Raw genomic sequence first — 20,101 nt, 5'->3', positions numbered from 1 at the left:
TCGTCGAACTCAAGCCCGGCGCGAGCGCGAGCGCGGACGATCTGATCGGCTGGTGCAAGCAGAATCTCGCCGGCTACAAGGTGCCGCGTCACATCGTGTTCCGCGAACTGCCGAAGACCTCGACCGGCAAGATCCAGAAATTCCGATTACGCGACATTGCCAAAGACGTGTAACCGGACGTTAAGGTAACCACTCTGTTTCAGCGTCATCACGCCGCGCGCTTGCGTATATCCGGCCGTGACTCTCGTATTGCGTTAATGTTGCAGCAAAGGCGATGCGGTAAGGCTTCGTCGAATTGCGGCCCCGCTTCCTTTTTTGTGTCAGCTTTCCAGCACAGTGATGAGGAAGCGTTACGGATAGGCGAAGCGCGCCATGTCACTGAACATCCTGCATGTGTTCCGAGCTCCGATCGGCGGATTGTTTCGACACGTCGTCGATCTCGTGCGCGGTCAAATCGATCGCGGACACCGCGTCGGCATCATCGCCGATTCCCTGACGGGAGATGCGCGCGCCGACGGGATTTTCGCCGAGCTGACGCCGCAGCTTGCGCTCGGCCTGAGCCGCATCCCGATGCGCCGCCAGCTCGATCCGCTCGACGCGCCCGCGATATTCCATGTGACCCAGCGCATCCGGCAGACCGGCGCAGACGTCATTCACGGCCACGGCGCCAAGGGCGGCGCCTATGCGCGGCTTGCGACGCCGGGGCGGCGCGTGCTGCGCGCCTATACCCCGCATGGCGGCAGCCTGCTGCTCAATCACGACAACATGTCAGGCCGGATGTATCTGGCGCTCGAACGATTGCTGCTGGCGCGACGCTCCCTGTATCTGTTCGAGAGCGCCTATAGCGGCCGGATCTTCCGCGACAAGATCGGCACGCCGAATGGCTCCGTGCGCGTCATTCACAACGGCGTCTCGCAGAGCGAATTTGCGCCGGTTACGCCTGTACCCGATGCGACCGACCTTGTTTTCATCGGCGAGTTTCGCCCGGTGAAGGGCATCGACATCCTGATCGACGCCCTCGCGCGATTGCACGACAGCGGCCGAACCGTGACCGCAACCCTGATCGGCAGCGGGCCGGAGAAAGCTTCGCTCGAGGCCCAGGTGAAGCGATTGGAACTGCAAAACAGCATCCGCTTTCTGCCGGCGATGCCGGCGCGCAAAGCGCTCGCACTCGGGCGGATCATGGTGATCCCCTCGCGCGCGGAATCGCTGCCCTATGTCGTCCTCGAGGCGGCGGCGGCGGGCCATCCGCTGATCACCACCAATGTCGGCGGCATCCCGGAAATTTACGGCCCGCTTTCAGCAAACCTCATCCCCGCCGGCGACACGCAGGAGCTCGCCGACGCGATCGCGCGCAGGATCGATGAACCGGCGCAAGCCGCTTCGCTCGCGGCAGAGCTGCGCCAGCGTGTATCGGCGGCGTTCTCGGTCGACACGATGGTGGACGGCGTGATCGCCGCCTATGTCGATGCGATGGCCGATGCCATCCCGGTGCGCAACGCCGTTCTCGCCGCGGAATAGGTCTGGCGGCTGTACACTCTGCGCGCGTTTGACGCGCTATTTCTTGCCCTTCTCCGAAGCCGTCTCGAGCTTGTCGAGACGTGCCTGCGTAGCGGCAAGCGCCGCCTTCAACGCACCGATCTCATTGCGCGCCGCTGCGAGCTCCTTGGCGGCCGCGTCGAGCTTGAGCCGTGCGTCACGCGCATTGCGTTCGATGACGCCTTGAAGAAATTCCGTGTTGGCCTGCAGGCAACCGGTGCGGCGCTCCATCTGCTTTTCGGCGGTGCAGACTTCGAGACCGCGCACGTCCTGCGCTTGCACCGGCGCTGGACCTGACAGCAGCAGAACCGCAACGGCCGCGAGCGCGAGGCGGGAACGATCATTTCTTTGCATCGGGAGCGGCATCCGGCTTGGCCTCTGGCGTTGTCTTCGGATCGGTGTCGCTGCAGACCCATTCCTTCGGCTGACAGGCAATCCCGATATTCGAGCAGACCGTGTGGCTACAGGTCCGGCACCCGTCGGTGAAGACCCTGCAATTCGGCGCCGCGCGAATGAGCTTCTGCCACCAGCTTTCGTCGGGCTTCGACGCTTCGCTCTCCGGTGTCTGCAGATCGAGCTTCGAATCGTCGGATGGCTTCTCTCCCGTCGGCGAAGACGGGGCCGCGGCGCCTGGTGGAGGCGGCACGGCCTGATCCGCTGCAAGCGCGCAGCTGCAGATCATGCATGCCATCAATGCGAAGACCAGTCGGCGCATCAGTCGATCTTCAGATTAAGTTTCCTGATCAGGGTCGACCACTTGGTTTCGTCGCGATCGAGCAACGCGGCATGCTCTTCGGGGCTGCTCGACAACGGCTCCGCCGCATCATTCGCAATGCGCGCGCGCACATCGTCCTGCGCGAGCGCCGCCCGCAATTCCTTGTTCAGCCGCTCGATGATGGGACGCGGCGTACCGGCCGGCGCCAGCAGCCCGTAATAGAGATCGGCCTCAAATCCCGGCAGGCCGGATTCGGCGACGGTCGGCACATCGGGGAAATGGCTCGAGCGCTTGGCCGAAGTCACCGCGAGCGGACGCAGCGTTCCGGCTTTCAGGTTGCCGAAGGCCGGCGGGATGATGTTGCAGGCGATCGCGACATGGCCGCCGACCAGATCGGTGATGCTTTGCGCCGTGCCCTTGTAGGGAATGAGATTCATCTGCACGCCGGCCGACGCCATGAACAATTCCGCGCAGAGATGCGAGCCGGTGCCTTTCGGCGAAGACCCGACATTGATCTTGCCGGGCGAAGCCTTCGCCGCGGCGATCACGTCGGCGATGGTCCGGTATGGCGACGCGGGCTGGGTCATGAACGCCATCGGCATGACGGCGATCAGACCGATGGGCGCGAAATCCTTGCGGATGTCGTAGCCGGGATTGGCGTAGAGGCTCGGATTGATGCCCATGGTCCCGGTATGACCGAGCAGGAGCGTGTAGCCATCGGGCGCAGCTTTCGCCGCCGCGCGCGAGCCGATCACGCCGCCGGCGCCGCCGCGATTGTCGACCACGATCTGCTGGCCGAGCGAGGTTGACAGTTTCTCGGCAATGATCCGCGCCATCGCATCGTTGCCGCCGCCCGGCGGGAACGGCACGATCAGCGTGATCGGGCGGTTCGGATAATCCTGGGCGGATACTGAACCCGGCGCGACGAAACCCGCCAGAGCGATGAGCATCGCAAACATCAGTCTCGCGCCTGTCGGCACTGCCTCACGCATGGCTGTTGTCCCTGTGACCATTCCGAGCCGACATGCAATGTCAGATGCTGGCCCCGATAAAACAAGACCGCCGGCTCCGTTCGGAGAGCCGGCGGCGCGACCGCTTCATAACATCAGGTCAATCGCTCAATGGAGACTGGTCGATGCCTGCATCCGGGCGATTTCATCCTTCACTTGCAGCTTGCGACGCTTCAACTCAGCGATTTTGGCGTCGTCAGTCGACGGATGCGCGAGGGCATCGGCGATCGCTTCCTCAAGCTCGCGATGGCGAGCCTTGAGTTCTACAAGGTTCTCTTGAATCGACATGGGGGATTTGGCCTCCTGATTGGGATGGAGTCCTAGCCCGGTCAGTCTTGCACGCAGATTGTGGCAAGTCGACAACGCCATTTGCTGCGATGCGGCAAATCCCCGCTTTTCGTTACTAGCCGATGATCGGCTTGAACGAAGGACCGTAAAGCGGCACAAGACAGGAACCCGGCCCGCTCAGGGCATCGGTGGCAACTCGTTGACGGTGCGGGGTTTTCTTTCGAGAGGATGACGGGCGACGACGAGAATGCATTGCGCGCGGAACTCGCGCGGCTGCAGCAGGAACACCGCGACCTCGATACCGCGATCGAGGCGCTGAGTGACGCGCCCGGCCGTGACCAGATTCAGGTGCAGCGGCTGAAGAAGCGCAAGCTGATCCTGCGGGATCGCATCGCCTTCATCGAGGACCAGCTCACCCCGGATATCATCGCGTAACGGGCGCCCGCGCCGCTCTGCAGTTCCCTCGCCGACCGGCTGATCCAGCCTTTGGAATGACGGGACAAAGCGGGGCTTTTGCTTGCTGCCTTGATCGCCCTGCGTATAGTCGGCCGCTTCTTTCGTTCATGGAACCGTGTCGATGGCCCCCCGGCCGAAATCATCCTCCAGGAAGAAGCCCGTCGCGATCATCATGGGAAGCCAGTCCGACTGGGCGACCATGCAGCATGCCGCCGAGACGCTGGATCGCCTGAAAATCGGCTACGAGGCGCTGATCGTGTCGGCGCATCGCACGCCGGACCGGCTCTATGCCTTCGCCAAGTCGGCGCACAAGAAGCACAAGATCATCCTGGCCGGCGCCGGGGGCGCTGCGCATTTGCCGGGGATGGCGGCGGCGATGACGACGCTGCCGGTCTTCGGGGTGCCGATGAATGTCACCGCGCTCGAGGGCAAGGACTCGCTTCTCTCCATCGTGCAGATGCCGGCCGGTATCCCGGTCGGCACGCTGGCCATCGGCAAGCCCGGCGCCGTCAACGCCGCGCTCCTCGCCGCCGCGGTGCTGGCGCTCAACGACAAGAGACTCGCCAAGCGGCTCGCGAGCTTCCGCAAGGCGCAGACTGCAAGCGTCGCCAAGCGGCCGAAATCCGCCATCGCGCAGCCGGCGTGAACGAGCCGGCGATGACCAGGCGCGACAACACCCCGCTTGCCCCCGGCGCCACCATCGGCATTCTCGGCGGCGGCCAGCTCGCGCGGATGCTGGCCCAGGCGGCGTCGCGCATCGGGCTGAATTGCCACGTCTTCGCGCCGGATGCCGATGCTTGCGCCTTCGATGTGGTCAAGCGCGCGACAATCGCCGCCTATGACGATCGCGATGCGCTGTCGGACTTCGCCAACGACTGCGACGTCATCACCTACGAATTCGAGAATGTGCCGTCGCAGACCGCGTCGTTTCTGGCGCAAAACAGCCTGGTGCTTCCGGATCCCCGCGTGCTCGCAACCACGCAGGACCGGCTGATCGAAAAGGAATTCGTCGACAGTCTCGGGATCGCGACCGCGCCTTATGCCGCGGTCAGCGACGCGCCGCAGCTGTTCGAGGCGGTGCGCAAGGTCGGACTGCCGGCGATCCTGAAGACGCGGCGCTTCGGCTATGACGGCAAGGGCCAGCACAAGATCGACGTCGGTGGCGATCCCGGTGCGGCCTGGCGTGCGGTCAACGGTGCCGCCTGCATCCTGGAAGGCTTCGTGCCCTTCGAGCGCGAGGTTTCAGTGGTTGTTGCGCGCGGCCGCGACGGCTCGCTGCAAAGCTTCGATGTCACCGAGAACGAGCACCGCGACCATATCCTCAAGGTGTCGCGCGTACCCGCCGGGATTCCGGATGCGATTGCCGCCGAAGCCATCCGGATCGCGGAAAGCATCGCCACCGCCTTCGACTATGTCGGGGTGCTGGCGGTCGAAATGTTCGTCCTGCGCGAGGGCACGGCGCATCGGGTGCTGGTCAACGAGATCGCGCCGCGGGTCCACAATTCCGGGCACTGGACCATCGACGGCTGCTCGGTCTCGCAATTCGAGCAGCATATCCGAGCCATTGCCGGCTGGCCGCTGGCGGTTCCGGTGAGGCTCGGCCGGGTCGAGATGGTGAACCTGATCGGCGCCGAGGCCGCCGATTATGGCCGCTGGCTGACGGTGCCAGGCGCCTCGGTCCACATCTACGGCAAGGGCGATCCGGTGCCGGGCCGCAAGATGGGGCATGTGACGCGGGTGCAGGTGGATTAGCCCTGCGCCGCTCGTTCCCGCGCAAGCGGCAATCCAGGGTTTCTTCCGCCCTCATCCTGAGGAGGCGCGTCCGCGCCGTCTCGAAGGAGAGGGCGGCCCATCCTTCGAGACGCGCCCTTCGGGCGCTCCTCAGGATGAGGCCGATCGATTCAGCGCCATGAATTCAGCGCCAGGACATGGTCGTCCCCGCAAAGGCGCGGACCGATATCGCAGAGCGGTGGTCTGGGTCCCCGCTTTCGCGGGGACGAACGGCTGATGGTGGGGCTCCCGGCAGGAAGCCAGCGCCCGTCCCCTCAGACCCCCCGGTTCCGCAGAACCGCCTGACAGGCCTTGCTGATCTGGGCCCGATTGCGCTGCAGGCAGCCGAGGACCTGGAGCGGGTCCGGCTCGAAGCGCTGGCAGAATTTGGCCGAATCCGGAGCGCAGGCGCGCTCCTCCTCCGGCGTGCCCTGCATCATGTTCGGAAAGGGAAGCGGAACCGGGCCCGGTTGCTGCTGCGCAAGTGCCATTCCCGTCCCGCCCAGTGTCAGAATCGTCAGGAAAACCGCCGCCTTGGATGCAAACATCTGACCTCCTTGAGCTTGCATCTGCGGCATGGCTCACAAAGGCGAGTCAAACAAGGCCGGAGCCCGAAAAGTGGGCGGCTGTGACATCGGGCCTGTGGAGGCCGCGCGCGGAGGGACCGGCTCAGCCCCGCGGATCAGTCGGAAGTGGACTTTGACGCAGCTTTCTGATATTGCCGCCCCGACTCGAAGGGCCTGGAATGAAGCCCTTCCGGCTCCCGAACATCAATTCGCGCCCCTGCCCGCCGGCCGCCCGGTGCAGTGGCTTCCGTGAAGAAGGATCATCCGTGCAAGTTCTTGTCCGTGACAACAATGTCGATCAGGCCCTGAAAGCGCTGAAAAAGAAGATGCAGCGCGAGGGCATTTTCCGCGAAATGAAGCTTCGCGGCCATTACGAAAAGCCGTCTGAAAAGAAGGCGCGCCAGAAGGCGGAAGCCGTGCGGCGTGCACGCAAGCTCGCGCGCAAGAAATTGCAGCGCGAAGGGCTGCTGCCGATGAAGCCGAAGGTGGTGCCCGGCGGAGCCGGTGGCCGTGACGGCGGTCGCGGACCGCGTCCGGGTGGCGGAAGCGGCTTCGCGGGCGGACCGCGCTGAGATCGACATTCCTGCACGAGGGATTGGCAGACCGCCGGAGGACACTCCGGCGGTTTTGCTTTTTGTGGGGTGCCGAGCGCGGACCAAAGGCGCGCGATATCGCGCAACCCGCCGTTTTACCGCCACGCCGCTGCGCTTATGATGGGTGCAATGAGCCACCCCACCCTCTCGCAACCCCGCCGCTCCTTCGGATTTGCAAGCGTCGCCGCCGGTCTGGCGCTCGCCGGCTGTTCGACAATGCTGGAGCATGGGGTGATGGGGCCCGAGGCGACCTATTCGGCCTCGCCTGCAAACATCGCTTCGCTGACCGAAGTGATCCAGTCGCAGCCGAACGATCCGCAGGCCTACAACATGCGCGGCACCGTGCTGGCCTCGTCGGGTCGCCGCAAGGAAGCCCTGCTCGATTTCAACAAGGCGATCCAGCTCGATCCGAAATATGCGGAGGCCTATGCCAATCGCGGGCTCGTGCATCGGCAGAATGGCCAGCCCGATCTGGCAATCAAGGACTATGACGCGGCTCTGCGCATCGACGAGAATTATGCAACGGCCCTGCTCGGCCGCGGCCTCGCCTGGCGCGACAAGAAGCAGACGATGAGGGCGCTGGAAGACTTCAATCGCGCGATCGCGATCCGCCCGGACAATGCGCAGGCCTATTACAATCGCGGGCTGCTCTATCAGGGCACGGGGCAGCATCAATTCGCGATCGACGATTTCTCGACCGCCGCAACGCTTGCGCCCCGCGAAGCCGATCCATGGATCGCGCGTGCCCTCTCCTATCTCGCCATCGGCGACGCAAAGGCAGCGGCGAGCGATCTCGACAATGCGGTGCAGCTCGACGAACAGAATTTTGCAGCCTGGACCAGCCGCGGCCTCGCCTATGAGCGTTTGGGCGACAAGGAAAAGGCCGCGGGCTCATACGCCAAGGCGATCAACATCCAGCAGAATTATGCGCCTGCGGCCGAGGGCTTTCGCCGGGTCGGCGGACAATACGGGCGCACTTATCAGGCCTTCTGAAGCGCGCTGTTATCGAGCAAACGCCTGCCTTCAAAAATGCAAAGCGACCCCGCTTGCGCGAGGCCGCTTGCTGCACGGATAGCGATTATCGGCAGACCTGACGGGTCTTGATGATCACGCGACCGCCCGGCGTCACGGTCTTCGAGCGGATCACGCGGCAATCACCGCGCGCATGGTGCCCGCGCCAATGACTGCGCGCATGACCGTGGTGATGCGGATGGCCGGGACCGACGCGCACCTTCACGCCGTGGTCGCCTGCGCGGACATTCACTTGCGCGGATGCAGGCACTGCAAAGCCGACGACAGCAGCAGCGGCCGCAACGAGAAACAGTTTCTTCATACCGGTTCGTCCCTCTGTTTTAGAACTGCGCCTTCAACGGAGGGAGAGCGTCAACGTTCCCCTTGAGCAGAGAGATTATTTTGCGATGCGCGGGAACGATGGCGACATGGCTCAACATTCATCCGCACTCACTGTACGGATGCTGCGCTTGCGAATTGTCGGAGATCGGTACGGAGCGCGTCCGCAATGCGCTTTAGTCTTCAGCGAAAGCGAGATAGCGGATGATGCGCCATCGGCCGTCGGCGTCGCGGCGCAACACATCGAGCCCAGGCTCGACCGTACGGCTCTCGCGGCCGCTGTCATTGTCGCCGATCGTCTGCGTCCAAACGACGCGCACGATGGCGGTATCGCCGAATACCAGGATCTCGCGAATCTCGAGTGCGTTGTGAAAGCGCCGCTTCGGATCGGCGAGCGCACTGGTCAGAAGTTCGCATTGCCGCGCATAACCGCGTTCCGGGGCGCCGCGGAACTTCGCGACGAGATCCTTCGCGAACAGATCGCAGACGCGATCGGCTCTGCGCGCATTGAAGTCCTCGGTCCATTGCGCGAGTGTCTTGCGAATCTCCGCTTCGGCTGAGGGCTGCGCCGCAGCGGGCAACGGCGCGAGCGTCAGGCCCGCAAACAGCGCTGCAACGAAGCCGCGCACGCCTACGCCGCCGGCGGGGCGACGGTTGCGCTCTGGCCGCTGCGCTTGAGCGCCTCGGCGACAAAGCCGGACGCTTTCATCTCTTCGACGAAATCCTGAAGGTAGCGCGCGCCGATGGTGCGGCCCTGCTTCGTGCCCATCGCCTGACGGATATCCATGAAGCTGTCCGGCAACAGCCGCAGATCCGGATTGGTCGCGAGGTATTTGCCGATCAGCTGGCGCACGCCCCCCATCGCATCGAGCCGCTCGCGGGCAAACAGATCCATCAGCGCGTCGTCATCGTGCGGAGGCAACCGCACGAGTTCGGCATGCTTGAGCGTGCGGGTGAGGAAGAGATCGTAGGCCGATTTCGGCGTCACCAGGATGCGCCGGCCCGGCGCATCGAGTTCGGTCACGCTCTGGTAGGGCGTGTCCTTGCGCACGAGATAGGTGCCCTCGATCAGGACATAGGGCGCGGTGAAGGCGATCTCGGCGGCGCGGGCCGGCTCAATCGCAAGGAACGCTATGTCCCAGGCCAGTGGATCGGGCGGGGTCGCGCCGAGCGCGTCGAACACCTTTCCGGCGCCGTCGAACGACACGAAATGCACCGGCACGCCAAGGCGCCGTGCAAGCTCCCGCGCGAGGTCGCCGGAGACGCCCCGCGGTTCCTGCTCGCTCGGCCCGCGCTGGGCGAGGACACCATTTCCGTAATTGATCGCGGCGCGCAGCACTCCGGCCGGCGCAAGATCCTTAACGACATCCGCCGAAACCGGACTCATGGAATTTCCGAGGCCCTTACTTGAATTTCAGCTGCCGGGCGTCGGCATCCATTTCGAGGCAGGTCAAGAGCTCGACATAGCTGCCCGAGCCCATGCCTGCCGAGCGGGCGCAGTTCGCGCGGTCACCGGCCGGATAACGCGACCAGTTCGACTCGAGCTTCTTGCGCGCGTCCTGCTCCTCGGAGATGCAGCGGCTGTAGCGCTCGTTCAATCCGGGACTGTCGAGGCCGCCCTTGCAGGTCGGTTCGATGTTGAAACGCGGTACGGCATCCGACACGGCGAAGGCGAGCGGCAAGAACAATGCGAGCGGCGTGGGAAAGGCCATCGATGCGGTCTCCGGATTCGGACCGAATGTAGAGCATCGCGAGCCGGAGGGGAATCCGGCCGGACGCCGGTTCGGCGTCTTTTCGCCAATGTCGCAAGAGTGTTAATCTATCGTTGCAAATGACCGGACGACCGCTCCCACCGTAACGGAGGACGTCATGGCAAAGGGACAGATGCGGACGACCAAGGAAAAGAAAAAGCCGAAGGCCGACACCAACAAGGTGAAACAGCTTTCGGCTTATAAAGCCTCGCAAATGCAAGGCGGCAAGAAGTAGCTCTAGCCATCATGCGGGAGCGCTGTGCGTCCCGCATGATGCGATGCAATCGCCTCAGGCTGCGGTCTTCTTCTTGGCGGTGCGCTTGAGCGGGAAAGCCGGGCTCTCATAGAGCGCGCGCATTTCCGCTTCGGTATAACGCGACTCGTTGACCTCGAGCGTGGCGCCGAGCAGAGCGCCGCCCGGCATGTCCTCGATGGCGAAGCGCAAAGCTTCGGCGGCGGTGTTGAAGCGCTTGTAGCTGAACGGTCCGCGAACACGGCGGCTGCGGCTCGGATAGAGTTCGGCCGGCGCCTTGAAATCGAACCCGCTCAGGTCACGCACTTGGGCCTGCCAACGGGCACGATTAATGGCCTGGGGTTCGTTCGCCATGGGGTCACTCCTGTCGCTTCAAAGGCATCGCAGCGACGAGAAAGCGGCGCGGCGAGACATCGTGGAAATTGAGCGCAAATCGGGCGCACCGGGAGCCGAGGCTCAACCGGCAGGACTTAAATAGGTGCGGTGCAGCCAAAACGCCAGACTCGGCGCTGCATGGAAGCGATCCGCCCGCGGAAGACCAGCATAACTTTATGATAAATAATGACTTTTCCGAAATTGCTGCATTGCAATAAAAATCGTTGACATTCGGCCCGAATTGTTTTAAGTTTCAAATATTGCAAGCGCATCCGTATCCTGGTGCCGGCGGTATTGTGTCCGGACGGATTGCCCGCGCCACTCCATCTTTTCCGGAGCCATTGCTGTCATGACCGACCACCCGATGCACGCCTTCGCGCGTGCTTTTTGCGATGCGTTGTCCGCCCGCGAGCCCGTGCGTCTCGCCCGTTTCCTCCACGACGAAATCGAGTGGACGGTCTTCGGCCCGATCGGGTTGCTGCCGTTCTTCGGCCACCGCAAGGGCAAGGCCATGGTGATCGCCATGCTCGATCGCATGTCCGACAGCCTGCAGCTGCGCGGCTGCAACGTCGAGCGCTCACTCACCGACGGCGACCAGGCCGCAAGCATGATCCGGATCAGCGCGCGCGATCTGCGATCCGGCCGCACGCTCAGCCTGCGCATCGCGATGTTCGCGCAATTCTCGGGCGAAACATTGATCGGCCTGCGCGCCGTCATCGATACCTTCGATGCCGCGGAACAGGCGATCGGCCGCCACATCGACCTCTCTGCCGTCGCCTGATTTGTACCGCGAGGCCCTAAACTTCGCATTGCGGCACTGCGCGAGTTACGCATAATTGCGTGGCCCAACAGGCCGCTGAGAAGATGACAGACCGCACACATCGTTCACCGGGCGCCTCTCGCATACGCCGAGGCTCGTCCGCGGTTTTGATGCGGGCCGTCCTGGGGGCCGCTGCGCTTGTCCTCGTGACGATGCACGCTGGACCTGTGCGCGCGCAGGGCGGCGCGGCGGTTGAGACGCTCACCGAAAAGGACGTCCCCGCCTCCGTGACGCAGCGGATGCGTTGCAAGTCCACGGCGGGGCCGATGTCGCGGCGCCCGTTCGCGGGCGGTTTTGTGTTCTCCCAATCCTGCACCGATGGCGGCGATACGCTGGTGCGCGTGGTCTACGCCACCGACCCGAACGGGGCCGGCGCGCGGCTCCTGCAATTTCACCGCCCCGAAGGCCGGCGCATGTCGGCGCTGGCGAGCATCTCCTTCGGCGACGACCAGATTTCCGGCACCACCGGACGGCTGACGCGGCGGATCTGCCGCGCCGAGGGCCGCTGGCGGATGGAAGGCAAGCAGCCCGCTCCGGGCCTCGTCTATTGGCGTCAGACCCGCGATTGCGAGGGCAAGACCGGCTGGCAAACCGTGATCGGGCGCCGGGCGGAATAAGCCGCCGCTCCGCGCCGGTATTCATCGCCAGATTTGCCGCAATCGTATCGCGGCATTGCCATGTTCACGTTCTTGTGACGCCGTTTTCCCATGCGGCTATCGGCCCTTTCCTGGGGAATGCGCGGGTCGTTCTCGCGCAGATGGAAGGGAGTACCAGCATGACGGCAATCAAGCGCCTCGGTGACGTCGACCGCCAGGCCTCCAATGAATTCGAGGGCGAGATCCGCGAATTCATTCGCCGCGACGTCTCCACGCGCAGCAAGCTGCCGGTGGAGCCCAATGCAAGCTCGCAAGTCGAGGCCGACAACCTCAACACGCTCCTCGAGCGGGTCTCCGGTGTCACTGTCGCCGAGATCGACCGGCTGATCTCGGAATTGCAGACCATCCGATCGCTGCTGCTGAAGGAAGGCGAGCGCGTGCGCCGGGAAATCACCGGCTATGCCGGCTTGAGTCAGTCGGCCGTGGCCACGATGAAGGTCATCAACGATACGCTCACGCAGCTGCGGCCGAGCGCGATGAGCTTGCCGTCGACCAAGGACTGACCGGACACCGGGGTCGAGCCGCGGGCCTGTGGCCCGGCTGCAATCAGAATCCGAACCCGATTCCGAGGCCGCGGCCCCCGATCCCGATGGAGAGCGGCGGCGCGACCGGCGCCGGACCGCCCCCGCCGAAGATCTCGCGGTCGGTCGGCGGCCGGATGCGCTCCTGACGCGCCTCGCGCGGCGGCGGGGGTGCCGCGCGCCGTGCAGGAGGCGGTTCGGCAGTACGGCTGCGCGCCGGAGGCTCTGCCTTGCGACTGCGCTCGGGAACGGCTGCGGTCTTCTTGGCTGGCTTGACCGGCGCGGCAGGGATCGCGACGCAGCGGTCTCCCTCGACGCGCTGCCCACTGCCGCAGGTCAGCGGACAGATGCGACCGCGCTGGCCTTGTACGGCTTCGAGCGCATCGAGGCTTGGCGTTGCCACATCGAGAGTCATGCCGGCGCGCCGGTTGAATTCCTGCAATGCGCTTCTTGACCGTGCCGTCCAGTCGCCATCGCTTGCGCCCGGATCGCAGCCGACGCGCCGCAGCTCGGCCTGCAACTCGCGTGCGACTGCCCGCGGGTCGGTGGTGATCGGCTGCTCGACCGTGTTGCTCGGCGCGGACAACGTCGTGATTTGCGGCTGCCCCGGCTTCTCGCCGGGCGTCACCAACTTGGCCCGGTGGGTGCGGGCAAGCGCCGCGTAGAAGCCGGCCGGATGCACGGACAGGAAAGCATCCCACGCCTCGATCGTGCCAATCCGTTCGGCGGCTTCGAAGTCGCGCTGCGGATCGGCGGCGACCTGCTCCGATGGCGGAGTGGGCGGCGGCGCGTTGGGGCTCGGGAGCACCGTGATCTGCCGGGTCGGCGTCGAGGTCGCGGCTGCGGGACTCGCCGCAAGTGAAAAGCCGCTCTGTTCTATCCGGCCGGCAATCAACGGCTCCTGCCGGCCAGCCGTCATTTGCCGCACCTCGTCCCGCACGTCGTCCAGCGCTGTTCGCAAGTCGCGGTCCGGCGCCATCAGCTTGTTCAGGAGGGCCGCGGTGAAGACGCTCCGTCCGTCCTGCGCCACGGCGCCCGGCTGCGCCGCAATGGCGACCATCGTACCCGGCGCGGTCACATTGACATGGGCCAGTCCGCCGATCGCTTCGGTCGATACGCTGCGCTTCATCGCGGAGACGAACGAATTGTCGCGCGCCGCATCGAGGATGACGAGGCGAGCGCGCTTCGCCGGCTCGATGGATCGCATCAGGCGATCGAGCGACAAAGCTTCGTCCTCGACATCGAAATCGCTCGCAAGTTTGGCATCGACCGGCAGCAGATAATTCGTGCCATTCACCGCAATCCCGTGACCTGAAAAATACACGACCGCGACATCGGCGCCGCGCGCCACCGAGGCGAAGTCGCGCATCGCGGTTTTCATGTCGAGATTGCCGAGGTCGCGCTTCGTTTCGACGATGTCGAAACCGGCATTGCGAAACAGCGCCGCGATTGCGTCCGCGTCCTTCGCTGCATCAGCCACAGCAGCTGTATTGTGATAGGCGCTGTTGCCGATCACCAGCGCCACCATCCTGTCGGCGCGCGCGTCGCCGGCGGTGACGATCAGGGAACCCCAGAGGATGAGCAGCAGGCTTGCCAGACGGGTCACGAAGCGCCTCGCGTCTGTATCGACGCCGAAAGTCTAACAGCGCTCAGCAGGCACTCCAAGGCGCCATGTCCGCGAAAGGCATCAGGTCACGACAGTGTGTAAGTGTTCCGGTCCACGGCGCGAAAGTAAGTGGGCAAGCAGATTCAGCGGCCGCTATCCTGCTTCGTGACAATGTCCACGACCTTGCGTGCAGCAGGATCGACAATCACGATGCTTTCGTCGGGAAGCTTGGCAAACTTGAAGTCGCGCAACACGCCGACCTTGTCCTTCAACGAGACCGGCATTTCGTTGAGGATGATGGAATCCGGAATCCTCGAGCCAATCGTCACATTGCTGCCTTCGGGCAGGCGGCGCGCCGGCTCGTTCACAACCTCATCGTAAATGACGCGCTTGTGATCCTGCGTCAGGCCGATGCCGGTGAGCGGCGTGCCCGACCCGCTGGTCTGCGCGCCTACTGATCCGGTCGCCTGGGCAATGACAGCTGCGCAGATCAAGACGCGTCGCATGCGCTTCATCATGTCGCCAACTCGAACATCAATGAGAACGGTCCGCCTTGCTCGGAGCCGGTTGCGTGATGCTGACGGGGTCGGAACCCGGCATGGTTTCTTCCAGCCCCTGCTCGAGCTTCTTCTCGTCTTCGTCAGCGTGCTTCGACTGCGCCGGCTGCTTCTTTGGATCAGGATTGCCGCCGCGCCGCTCGATCGAGGGATTTTTCATGTCCGCCTCCGCCGTGTCGGAGGTCAACGCGCGCAGCGTGAGCGGGTTCCCGCCCGAGGACCAGGCGAACGCTATCGCGAGGATAGAACAGTGCTATCCGGCCGCGCCTCGACGGGCGTGTTCATGTGCGCCGTCACCACGACGAAGGCGATCGCCGCAACGATGAGCACAACGCTGCCATAGGCGCATCCGATGAGACGCAGCCCGTACGTGTTCATGATGGCAGATTGTCCGTGTTTCATCGCGAAGGTGGGCGGGGATGCTGGCGGGATTGTGCCGCCAGCATCTACGATGGACCGGTTGATTATTCGATAATGGCCGCGACGTAGCGGCCCAGCGGATTGACGAGCGCAATACGATCGCCGGACTTCACGTAGTAATAGGGCTTCACCCAGGGAAGCTCCTGCGCGATCGCGTCGGGTACGGGCTTCAGCGCGATATCGTCCGGCACCACCATGGTCTCCTGGAGATCGGCACCAACTTTTTGCTCCACGCCCTTGTCCTGCGCCAGCGCATTCACGATCGCCTGCTTCTGTTCGGCGGTGAAGTTGAACGTGTGGGTGAGGATCGGCTGCCTGTCGTGCTCGAAGATCGACTCGTTGTGGGCCGCGGTGTTCTGCGACGACGGCACAACCTCACCCGCCACATTCGGCTTGACGTTGTTCACCGGCTGATCGGCCGGCGCCAGCCCAACGGTCGATTCCGGGTTCTCGACGGCGGGCGCCGCCGATTGCGCCGGCTGTTTCGATCCCGCCGGCCCGGCCATCGACGGATCGGCGCCGGCTTGCGCGGGGGTCGGAGATTGCGTGCTGGTCTGCGCAAGAGCGGGCACCGCCGCAAGCATGGCAAGCAGCGCGCCCCCGCAGATCACGGAGGAAATCCGTTTCATGACCATCGATCCTTTCGATTGATGCGTGCCGGAACAACGGGCCAGCGGCAGTTCCGGTTCCGGCTCGGGCGCCTATACGACCGTATAGGCCGAACACACCATCGCGACCGGCTGGCGATGCGAGGCACCGAAGATCGAGACCCGGCCGAAGCAGGTCATCGTCCCGGCCCTGATGATGCGGGCATCGGCCAGAAGATCGAATTGCGCGGACCCGAGGAAATGGGCGGTCTGATCGACCGCATTCATGGGGCGATAGCCGTTCCACGCCGCCGCGCAGGCAAAAATCATCGCAGCGTCCGCCAGCGCCATCACCGCCTGCGGCGAAACGGTCTTGCCGTCGGCGCAGAGCTTGCGGGTGAACGGCAGCCGCAGCACCGCGCCCGGATTCCAGTCGAGGCCGGCCCCTGCCGGCCGCCAGGCCTCTACGGATTCGAGAAGAAGGCCCATCTCCTGGGTCCAGGGCGGGACGACCTCGAGCATCAGCCGGCTTGCCGCTCGCAAGCCGAACATGCTCGGCGTCGATGCAACAGCGTTCGCTGCCATCCCTCTCCCCGCGCGCCGGCGAAACCTTCCCGGCGCACTCGTCGCCGCGAATCAGCGCGGCGCCTCGCCCCGCCAAATTATGCTCGCGAACCCCAGCCGTCGGTACTTGAGTATGAAAGCGCGCAACGAAAACCTGTGAAGAAGCCCGCGCCACACTTCGCCGGAAAATGCGCCTGTGGCACCTCCAGCCGCGTTCGGGGCCTTGACCGGGACCCCGTGCCAGCGCACCGTCTGGTGGCTTGAGGTGGGGGATACGATGTCCGTGAGGCGTGTTGGTCTTGCCCTCGCCGTGCTGACTGCGGCGCTGCTGCTGGCGCCACAGGTCCATGCGGCGAACTGGCTGGAAAAGAATTTCTGGATGAGCGGGCCGCGCTATAGCGGGGACCTGCCGCCATGCGACAGCGGATGGGCCTTGGGCACCATTCAGACGCGCTTCAGCGGCAAGGAATACGCGTTCTGGAATTCACGTCTGGGCATCGTGCAATTCGACGACATTCGCGAGACCGCGAACCGGCCCTGGGCCCCCGATACGATCCCGCGGCGCTTCTGTTCCGCGCGCGTCCTGATCTCGGACGGGATCTGGCGTCCCGTGCATTATCTGATCGGCGAGGATCTCGGCATGATCGGCGCCACCTGGGACGTCGAATGGTGCGTGGTCGGCCTTGATCGCAACTGGGCGAGCAATCCTGCCTGCCGGATGATGCGGCCCTGACCTCCCCGTTTCATTGCCGGTTTGTTCTTGTAATGTTCCATCCGCCGGGCTAGCCTGCCCGGCGGTATCCATTACCCGGCGGGGGCGTATCATGTGCAAGATTGCGGACCGCTTCGCGGTCTTTCTGGCCTTTTCCCTGATCATGACGGTGACGGCGTTCGCACAAAATGCGCAGCCGCAAGACGCCGCGCCGTTCGCGGCCGACCGTTTCGCCCAGCGGGCAAGCCCGCGCTTCCAGCAGGACGATCGGCGCGAGGGGCGCAACCAGCCCGGCCGGTTCGATTTCTACGTGTTGGCCCTGTCGTGGTCGCCGTCGTTCTGCGAAGTCTCGCGCGAGCGCAATGGCGGCCGCTCCTCCCTGCAGCAATGCAGCGGCGAACGACCCTATTCCTTCGTGGTGCACGGCCTGTGGCCGCAGCACGAGAACGGATTTCCGCGCGACTGCCAGGTGCCGGCGCCACGGCTGTCGCGCAACATCGTCAACACCATGCTCGACATCATGCCGGCGCCGCGCCTCGTCTTCAATCAATGGGACCGCCACGGCACCTGCACCGGCCTGAGCGCGCAGGACTATTTCGACACCGTGCGCAAGGCGCGCGAAGCCGTGAAGATCCCGAAGCAATATCAGGAGATCACGTCCTATCTCGCGGTGACGCCGGACGAAGTCGAGAAGGCCTTTATCGAAGCCAATCCAGGTCTGCCTCCCGACGCCATCGCGGTGACCTGCGATCGCCGGCGGCTCAGCGAAGTGCGGATCTGCATGTCGAAAGACCTGCGCTTCCGCGGCTGCCCGGAAGTGGACCGCAGGGCCTGCCGCAACGACAAGGTCATGATGCCTCCGGTCCGCGGAGGCTGACTGCGCGCTGGAGCGCGGCGGAGGGCTTGCGCAGTCCGCCATCGCAAAGACGGAGCCGCGGGAGAGAATTCGGCCTGCGCGGCCGGAAATCCGGACGATCGCTGTATCGCGGCTCTTGACGGACGACGGCGTCCGGTCTCCCTGCGCGGCAATGAATTATCGTCATGCCTTTCATGCCGGCAATTTCGCCGATGTCGTCAAGCACGCGCTGCTGGCGCGCGTCGTCATGCATTTGCGCAAGAAGGACACCCCGTTCCGGGTGATCGACACCCATGCGGGCGCAGGCCTGACCGATCTTGCGAGCGAGGAGGCAACGCGCGGCGGCGAGTGGCAGGACGGCATCGGCCGCGTCTGGCGATATCCCTTTGCGCCTGACGCTGCGGCGCTGCTTGCGCCCTATCTGTCCGCGATCTCGTCCTTCAATCCGGACGGCGTCCTGCGCGCCTATCCCGGTTCGCCGCTGCTGATCCGGCAATGGTTGCGCGATCGGGACCGCCTGATCGTGTGCGAATACGAGCCCGGCGCCGCGCGGCTCTTGTCGCGCAATGTCCACGGCGATGCCCGCATCAAGGCGATCGAGATCGACGGCTGGACCGCACTCAACGCCTATATCCCGCCGAAGGAGAAGCGCGGCCTCGTCCTGATCGATCCGCCCTACGAGAAGCCGAACGAATTGCAGCACGCGGCCGAGGCGCTCGGCGCCGCGCACCGCAAATGGCCGACCGGCACGATGCTGTTGTGGTATCCGATCAAGGAGCCGCGCGAGATCGCGCGCTGGAGCCGGGGGCTCGCCGCCCTCGCATTCTCAAAGGCCCTGCAGATCGAACTGTCGCGCCCCGGAGGTGCCGACGGCAAGCTGCGCGGCACCGGCATGATCGTGGTCAACGCCCCCTGGACGCTCAAGGAAGAGGCGCAAATTTTGCTCCCCGCGCTGGCCAAGGCCCTGTGGCCCTCAGAAAATTCCGAAATTCGCGTTGCCACCCTTCCGGATCGATGAATTTACGCGCAATTCTCTTTCCACAGACGCGGCATTGGTCTTTACTGGAGCGGCTGGCTTTGACGTTCCGCCCTCTTAGGGGGGCCGGCGGAGTGACAGAGGCCCGAAATAGGCTGAAGCTTTCCCCGATTGTGAATGTCCGGCCGAGCCGCTGCTCCGTGGGGGACGACGGCTTAGCAATTGTGGGAAGGGAGTTCCCCGATGGCTCAAACGGGAACTGTGAAATTCTTCAATGGCGAACGAGGCTACGGCTTCATCAAGCCCGACGATGGCGGACGTGACGTATTCGTCCACATCACGGCGGTGGAGCAGGCCGGACTGAAGTCGTTGGCGGAAGGACAACGGATCAATTTCGATGTCGAGCCCGACAAGAAAGGCAAAGGCCCCAAAGCCGTCAACCTCGTGATCACCGGATAAGTCGACGCGCTGATCCCGTCTGCCTTACGTGCCCGCGCGCGGCGCAAACGCGACCGCCGACAACGAAAATTTTTCCCACATCGAGAGCCCACGCATGATCCTTCGTTCCGCCGCGCCCTCCCCGTTTGGGCGCAAGGTGACGATCGCTGCCAGTATCCTTGGATTGTCGGATCGCGTGACGCTCGTTGTGGCCGACACCAACAACGCCAACGACGATCTGCGTCGGCAGAACCCGCTCGGCAAAGTCCCCACCCTCGTACTGGATGACGGACGCACGCTGTTCGATTCGCGTGTGATCCTCGAATATCTCGATCACCTCGCCGGTGGCGGCCGCATCATCCCGCGCGAGCCGGAGGCACGCTTCGCGGCGTTGCGGCTGCATGCGCTTTGCGACGGCATTCTGGATGCGTCGCTCCTGCAGGTTTACGAAGCGCGCTATCGGCCCGAAGCCATCCGGCACGGCCCCTGGCTCGAATATCAGGCCGGCAAGGTGTCACGCGCGCTCGCCGAACTCGAAGCGGAGCCGCAGGCGCTCGATCCGACCCCGCATGTCGGCCAGATCGCGCTTGCCTGCGCACTCGGTTATCAGGATCTGCGTTTCGGCGGCACCTGGCGCGCGGGTCATCCAGGGCTCGTCGCCTGGCTCGATCGCTTCGCCGCGCAGGTGCCCGCCTTCGAACAGACGCGCGTCGTGCCGTAAC

Annotated in this window: 31 protein-coding genes; 15 read left to right on the top strand and 16 right to left on the bottom strand. The window is 64.5% G+C overall.

The window, feature by feature from the left end; translation table 11 throughout:
• Both VN004_RS01975 and VN004_RS01970 read left to right on the top strand, forming a co-directional pair.
• The coding region (locus VN004_RS01975) for an AMP-binding enzyme (protein WP_414710216.1) at window positions 1-173 on the top strand (173 nt) is incomplete at its 5' end.
• 199 nt (window positions 174-372) lie between these two features.
• Complete coding sequence (locus VN004_RS01970) at window positions 373-1,521, top strand: glycosyltransferase family 4 protein (protein WP_325606511.1); 1,149 nt, start codon at window positions 373-375, stop codon at window positions 1,519-1,521.
• A 36-nt stretch (window positions 1,522-1,557) separates the two neighbouring features.
• Here VN004_RS01970 and VN004_RS01965 read toward each other — a convergent pair whose 3' ends face one another.
• The 4 genes from VN004_RS01965 to VN004_RS01950 all read right to left on the bottom strand — a co-directional run bounded on the left by VN004_RS01965 (window position 1,558) and on the right by VN004_RS01950 (window position 3,552).
• Window positions 1,558-1,893, bottom strand: a complete 336-nt coding sequence (locus tag VN004_RS01965) for a hypothetical protein (RefSeq protein ID WP_325606509.1) — start codon at window positions 1,891-1,893, stop codon at window positions 1,558-1,560.
• Complete coding sequence (locus VN004_RS01960) at window positions 1,880-2,221, bottom strand: hypothetical protein (RefSeq protein WP_325606507.1); 342 nt, start codon at window positions 2,219-2,221, stop codon at window positions 1,880-1,882. Before VN004_RS01960 ends, VN004_RS01965 begins: the two co-directional genes overlap by 14 nt.
• Before the next feature lie 32 nt (window positions 2,222-2,253).
• Complete coding sequence (locus tag VN004_RS01955; RefSeq protein WP_325606505.1) at window positions 2,254-3,246, bottom strand: tripartite tricarboxylate transporter substrate binding protein; 993 nt, start codon at window positions 3,244-3,246, stop codon at window positions 2,254-2,256.
• Window positions 3,247-3,372: 126 nt separating this feature from the next.
• The gene (locus tag VN004_RS01950) at window positions 3,373-3,552 is read right to left on the bottom strand and encodes a YdcH family protein (RefSeq protein ID WP_325606503.1); all 180 of its coding nucleotides are present in this window, start codon (window positions 3,550-3,552) and stop codon (window positions 3,373-3,375) included.
• 228 nt (window positions 3,553-3,780) lie between these two features.
• Between VN004_RS01950 and VN004_RS01945 the strand changes: the two genes are divergently transcribed.
• From VN004_RS01945 to VN004_RS01935, 3 genes are all read left to right on the top strand, one after another.
• Complete coding sequence (locus tag VN004_RS01945; protein ID WP_325606502.1) at window positions 3,781-3,987, top strand: YdcH family protein; 207 nt, start codon at window positions 3,781-3,783, stop codon at window positions 3,985-3,987.
• 142 nt (window positions 3,988-4,129) lie between these two features.
• Entirely contained in the window at window positions 4,130-4,654 is a 525-nt protein-coding gene (gene purE, locus VN004_RS01940) for a 5-(carboxyamino)imidazole ribonucleotide mutase (protein WP_325606500.1), read from the top strand.
• 11 nt (window positions 4,655-4,665) lie between these two features.
• Window positions 4,666-5,760: a 5-(carboxyamino)imidazole ribonucleotide synthase gene (locus VN004_RS01935; protein ID WP_325606498.1), complete on the top strand. Its 1,095-nt coding sequence runs from the start codon at window positions 4,666-4,668 to the stop codon at window positions 5,758-5,760.
• A gap of 293 nt (window positions 5,761-6,053) precedes the next feature.
• On the opposite strand, the gene VN004_RS01930 is transcribed toward VN004_RS01935, so the two are convergent.
• On the bottom strand, window positions 6,054-6,326 hold the full coding sequence (locus VN004_RS01930; RefSeq protein WP_325606496.1) for a cysteine rich repeat-containing protein: 273 nt from the start codon (window positions 6,324-6,326) through the stop codon (window positions 6,054-6,056).
• Window positions 6,327-6,610: 284 nt separating this feature from the next.
• On the opposite strand from VN004_RS01930, the gene rpsU reads away from it, so the two are divergent.
• The gene (rpsU, locus tag VN004_RS01925; RefSeq protein ID WP_325606494.1) at window positions 6,611-6,916 is read left to right on the top strand and encodes a 30S ribosomal protein S21; all 306 of its coding nucleotides are present in this window, start codon (window positions 6,611-6,613) and stop codon (window positions 6,914-6,916) included.
• A 150-nt stretch (window positions 6,917-7,066) separates the two neighbouring features.
• Entirely contained in the window at window positions 7,067-7,930 is an 864-nt protein-coding gene (locus VN004_RS01920; RefSeq protein WP_325606492.1) for a tetratricopeptide repeat protein, read from the top strand.
• Between the two features lie 85 nt (window positions 7,931-8,015).
• Here VN004_RS01920 and VN004_RS01915 read toward each other — a convergent pair whose 3' ends face one another.
• The 5 genes from VN004_RS01915 to VN004_RS01895 all read right to left on the bottom strand — a co-directional run bounded on the left by VN004_RS01915 (window position 8,016) and on the right by VN004_RS01895 (window position 10,645).
• Window positions 8,016-8,270, bottom strand: a complete 255-nt coding sequence (locus VN004_RS01915; RefSeq protein ID WP_325606489.1) for a hypothetical protein — start codon at window positions 8,268-8,270, stop codon at window positions 8,016-8,018.
• A gap of 193 nt (window positions 8,271-8,463) precedes the next feature.
• Window positions 8,464-8,916: an SgcJ/EcaC family oxidoreductase gene (locus VN004_RS01910; protein WP_325606488.1), complete on the bottom strand. Its 453-nt coding sequence runs from the start codon at window positions 8,914-8,916 to the stop codon at window positions 8,464-8,466.
• 2 nt (window positions 8,917-8,918) lie between these two features.
• On the bottom strand, window positions 8,919-9,674 hold the full coding sequence (locus VN004_RS01905; RefSeq protein ID WP_325606486.1) for a transporter substrate-binding domain-containing protein: 756 nt from the start codon (window positions 9,672-9,674) through the stop codon (window positions 8,919-8,921).
• A gap of 16 nt (window positions 9,675-9,690) precedes the next feature.
• Window positions 9,691-9,999, bottom strand: a complete 309-nt coding sequence (locus tag VN004_RS01900; protein WP_325606484.1) for a hypothetical protein — start codon at window positions 9,997-9,999, stop codon at window positions 9,691-9,693.
• 328 nt (window positions 10,000-10,327) lie between these two features.
• A complete protein-coding gene (locus tag VN004_RS01895; RefSeq protein ID WP_325606481.1) occupies window positions 10,328-10,645 on the bottom strand; it encodes a hypothetical protein in 318 nt (105 codons plus the stop codon).
• 370 nt (window positions 10,646-11,015) lie between these two features.
• Here VN004_RS01895 and VN004_RS01890 point away from each other — a divergent pair, with 370 nt between their 5' ends.
• From VN004_RS01890 to VN004_RS01880, 3 genes are all read left to right on the top strand, one after another.
• Window positions 11,016-11,447: a nuclear transport factor 2 family protein gene (locus VN004_RS01890; protein WP_325606479.1), complete on the top strand. Its 432-nt coding sequence runs from the start codon at window positions 11,016-11,018 to the stop codon at window positions 11,445-11,447.
• Between the two features lie 191 nt (window positions 11,448-11,638).
• Window positions 11,639-12,103, top strand: coding sequence for a hypothetical protein (locus tag VN004_RS01885; RefSeq protein WP_325606477.1), 465 nt, complete (start codon window positions 11,639-11,641; stop codon window positions 12,101-12,103).
• A gap of 158 nt (window positions 12,104-12,261) precedes the next feature.
• Entirely contained in the window at window positions 12,262-12,645 is a 384-nt protein-coding gene (locus VN004_RS01880) for a hypothetical protein (RefSeq protein ID WP_325606475.1), read from the top strand.
• Between the two features lie 43 nt (window positions 12,646-12,688).
• On the opposite strand, the gene VN004_RS01875 is transcribed toward VN004_RS01880, so the two are convergent.
• The 6 genes from VN004_RS01875 to VN004_RS01850 form a co-directional block, all read right to left on the bottom strand.
• Window positions 12,689-14,269, bottom strand: coding sequence for a caspase family protein (locus tag VN004_RS01875; protein ID WP_325606473.1), 1,581 nt, complete (start codon window positions 14,267-14,269; stop codon window positions 12,689-12,691).
• A gap of 143 nt (window positions 14,270-14,412) precedes the next feature.
• Window positions 14,413-14,775, bottom strand: a complete 363-nt coding sequence (locus VN004_RS01870; protein ID WP_325606472.1) for a hypothetical protein — start codon at window positions 14,773-14,775, stop codon at window positions 14,413-14,415.
• A 28-nt stretch (window positions 14,776-14,803) separates the two neighbouring features.
• On the bottom strand, window positions 14,804-14,986 hold the full coding sequence (locus tag VN004_RS01865; RefSeq protein WP_325606470.1) for a hypothetical protein: 183 nt from the start codon (window positions 14,984-14,986) through the stop codon (window positions 14,804-14,806).
• A 71-nt stretch (window positions 14,987-15,057) separates the two neighbouring features.
• On the bottom strand, window positions 15,058-15,204 hold the full coding sequence (locus VN004_RS01860; RefSeq protein WP_325606468.1) for a hypothetical protein: 147 nt from the start codon (window positions 15,202-15,204) through the stop codon (window positions 15,058-15,060).
• Between the two features lie 86 nt (window positions 15,205-15,290).
• Entirely contained in the window at window positions 15,291-15,875 is a 585-nt protein-coding gene (locus VN004_RS01855) for a hypothetical protein (protein ID WP_325606467.1), read from the bottom strand.
• A 72-nt stretch (window positions 15,876-15,947) separates the two neighbouring features.
• Window positions 15,948-16,418 carry a hotdog domain-containing protein gene (locus tag VN004_RS01850; protein WP_325606465.1) on the bottom strand — a complete coding sequence of 157 codons (471 nt, stop codon included), beginning with the start codon at window positions 16,416-16,418 and terminating at the stop codon, window positions 15,948-15,950.
• A gap of 256 nt (window positions 16,419-16,674) precedes the next feature.
• Between VN004_RS01850 and VN004_RS01845 the strand changes: the two genes are divergently transcribed.
• The 5 genes from VN004_RS01845 to VN004_RS01825 all read left to right on the top strand — a co-directional run bounded on the left by VN004_RS01845 (window position 16,675) and on the right by VN004_RS01825 (window position 20,100).
• Complete coding sequence (locus VN004_RS01845) at window positions 16,675-17,130, top strand: hypothetical protein (protein WP_325606463.1); 456 nt, start codon at window positions 16,675-16,677, stop codon at window positions 17,128-17,130.
• Window positions 17,131-17,221: 91 nt separating this feature from the next.
• Window positions 17,222-17,986 carry a ribonuclease T2 gene (locus tag VN004_RS01840; RefSeq protein ID WP_325606461.1) on the top strand — a complete coding sequence of 255 codons (765 nt, stop codon included), beginning with the start codon at window positions 17,222-17,224 and terminating at the stop codon, window positions 17,984-17,986.
• A 151-nt stretch (window positions 17,987-18,137) separates the two neighbouring features.
• Window positions 18,138-18,983, top strand: a complete 846-nt coding sequence (locus tag VN004_RS01835; RefSeq protein ID WP_325606458.1) for a 23S rRNA (adenine(2030)-N(6))-methyltransferase RlmJ — start codon at window positions 18,138-18,140, stop codon at window positions 18,981-18,983.
• A 201-nt stretch (window positions 18,984-19,184) separates the two neighbouring features.
• Window positions 19,185-19,400 (top strand): cold-shock protein, encoded by a 216-nt coding sequence (locus tag VN004_RS01830; RefSeq protein ID WP_325606456.1) that lies wholly within the window; start codon window positions 19,185-19,187, stop codon window positions 19,398-19,400.
• 94 nt (window positions 19,401-19,494) lie between these two features.
• Window positions 19,495-20,100: a glutathione S-transferase family protein gene (locus tag VN004_RS01825; protein WP_325606455.1), complete on the top strand. Its 606-nt coding sequence runs from the start codon at window positions 19,495-19,497 to the stop codon at window positions 20,098-20,100.
• Window position 20,101 lies beyond the last annotated feature (1 nt).

It is taken from the genome of Pseudorhodoplanes sp. (assembly GCF_035565855.1).
GTDB lineage: Bacteria > Pseudomonadota > Alphaproteobacteria > Rhizobiales > Xanthobacteraceae > Pseudorhodoplanes.
The sequence above is the reverse complement of the archived record's forward strand: the minus strand, read 5'-3'. Positions and strand labels throughout refer to the sequence as shown.

Bases quoted from the DNA above. Each gene is read 5' to 3' on its own strand.
- VN004_RS01965 (WP_325606509.1), bottom strand. From the start codon at position 1,893: ATGCAAAGAAATGATCGTTCCCGCCTCGCGCTCGCGGCCGTTGCGGTT.
- VN004_RS01970 (WP_325606511.1), top strand. From the start codon at position 373: ATGTCACTGAACATCCTGCATGTGTTCCGAGCTCCGATCGGCGGATTG.
- VN004_RS01825 (WP_325606455.1), top strand. From the start codon at position 19,495: ATGATCCTTCGTTCCGCCGCGCCCTCCCCGTTTGGGCGCAAGGTGACG.
- VN004_RS01850 (WP_325606465.1), bottom strand. From the start codon at position 16,418: ATGGCAGCGAACGCTGTTGCATCGACGCCGAGCATGTTCGGCTTGCGA.
- VN004_RS01830 (WP_325606456.1), top strand. From the start codon at position 19,185: ATGGCTCAAACGGGAACTGTGAAATTCTTCAATGGCGAACGAGGCTAC.
- VN004_RS01915 (WP_325606489.1), bottom strand. From the start codon at position 8,270: ATGAAGAAACTGTTTCTCGTTGCGGCCGCTGCTGCTGTCGTCGGCTTT.
- VN004_RS01865 (WP_325606470.1), bottom strand. From the start codon at position 14,986: ATGAAAAATCCCTCGATCGAGCGGCGCGGCGGCAATCCTGATCCAAAG.
- VN004_RS01955 (WP_325606505.1), bottom strand. From the start codon at position 3,246: ATGCGTGAGGCAGTGCCGACAGGCGCGAGACTGATGTTTGCGATGCTC.
- VN004_RS01840 (WP_325606461.1), top strand. From the start codon at position 17,222: ATGTGCAAGATTGCGGACCGCTTCGCGGTCTTTCTGGCCTTTTCCCTG.
- purE (WP_325606500.1), top strand. From the start codon at position 4,130: ATGGCCCCCCGGCCGAAATCATCCTCCAGGAAGAAGCCCGTCGCGATC.
- VN004_RS01945 (WP_325606502.1), top strand. From the start codon at position 3,781: ATGACGGGCGACGACGAGAATGCATTGCGCGCGGAACTCGCGCGGCTG.
- VN004_RS01905 (WP_325606486.1), bottom strand. From the start codon at position 9,674: ATGAGTCCGGTTTCGGCGGATGTCGTTAAGGATCTTGCGCCGGCCGGA.
- VN004_RS01880 (WP_325606475.1), top strand. From the start codon at position 12,262: ATGACGGCAATCAAGCGCCTCGGTGACGTCGACCGCCAGGCCTCCAAT.
- VN004_RS01920 (WP_325606492.1), top strand. From the start codon at position 7,067: ATGAGCCACCCCACCCTCTCGCAACCCCGCCGCTCCTTCGGATTTGCA.
- VN004_RS01870 (WP_325606472.1), bottom strand. From the start codon at position 14,775: ATGCGACGCGTCTTGATCTGCGCAGCTGTCATTGCCCAGGCGACCGGA.
- VN004_RS01895 (WP_325606481.1), bottom strand. From the start codon at position 10,645: ATGGCGAACGAACCCCAGGCCATTAATCGTGCCCGTTGGCAGGCCCAA.
- VN004_RS01950 (WP_325606503.1), bottom strand. From the start codon at position 3,552: ATGTCGATTCAAGAGAACCTTGTAGAACTCAAGGCTCGCCATCGCGAG.
- VN004_RS01890 (WP_325606479.1), top strand. From the start codon at position 11,016: ATGACCGACCACCCGATGCACGCCTTCGCGCGTGCTTTTTGCGATGCG.
- VN004_RS01855 (WP_325606467.1), bottom strand. From the start codon at position 15,875: ATGAAACGGATTTCCTCCGTGATCTGCGGGGGCGCGCTGCTTGCCATG.
- VN004_RS01900 (WP_325606484.1), bottom strand. From the start codon at position 9,999: ATGGCCTTTCCCACGCCGCTCGCATTGTTCTTGCCGCTCGCCTTCGCC.
- VN004_RS01860 (WP_325606468.1), bottom strand. From the start codon at position 15,204: ATGAACACGTACGGGCTGCGTCTCATCGGATGCGCCTATGGCAGCGTT.
- VN004_RS01885 (WP_325606477.1), top strand. From the start codon at position 11,639: ATGCACGCTGGACCTGTGCGCGCGCAGGGCGGCGCGGCGGTTGAGACG.
- VN004_RS01960 (WP_325606507.1), bottom strand. From the start codon at position 2,221: ATGATCTGCAGCTGCGCGCTTGCAGCGGATCAGGCCGTGCCGCCTCCA.
- VN004_RS01935 (WP_325606498.1), top strand. From the start codon at position 4,666: ATGACCAGGCGCGACAACACCCCGCTTGCCCCCGGCGCCACCATCGGC.
- VN004_RS01845 (WP_325606463.1), top strand. From the start codon at position 16,675: ATGTCCGTGAGGCGTGTTGGTCTTGCCCTCGCCGTGCTGACTGCGGCG.
- VN004_RS01930 (WP_325606496.1), bottom strand. From the start codon at position 6,326: ATGTTTGCATCCAAGGCGGCGGTTTTCCTGACGATTCTGACACTGGGC.
- VN004_RS01835 (WP_325606458.1), top strand. From the start codon at position 18,138: ATGAATTATCGTCATGCCTTTCATGCCGGCAATTTCGCCGATGTCGTC.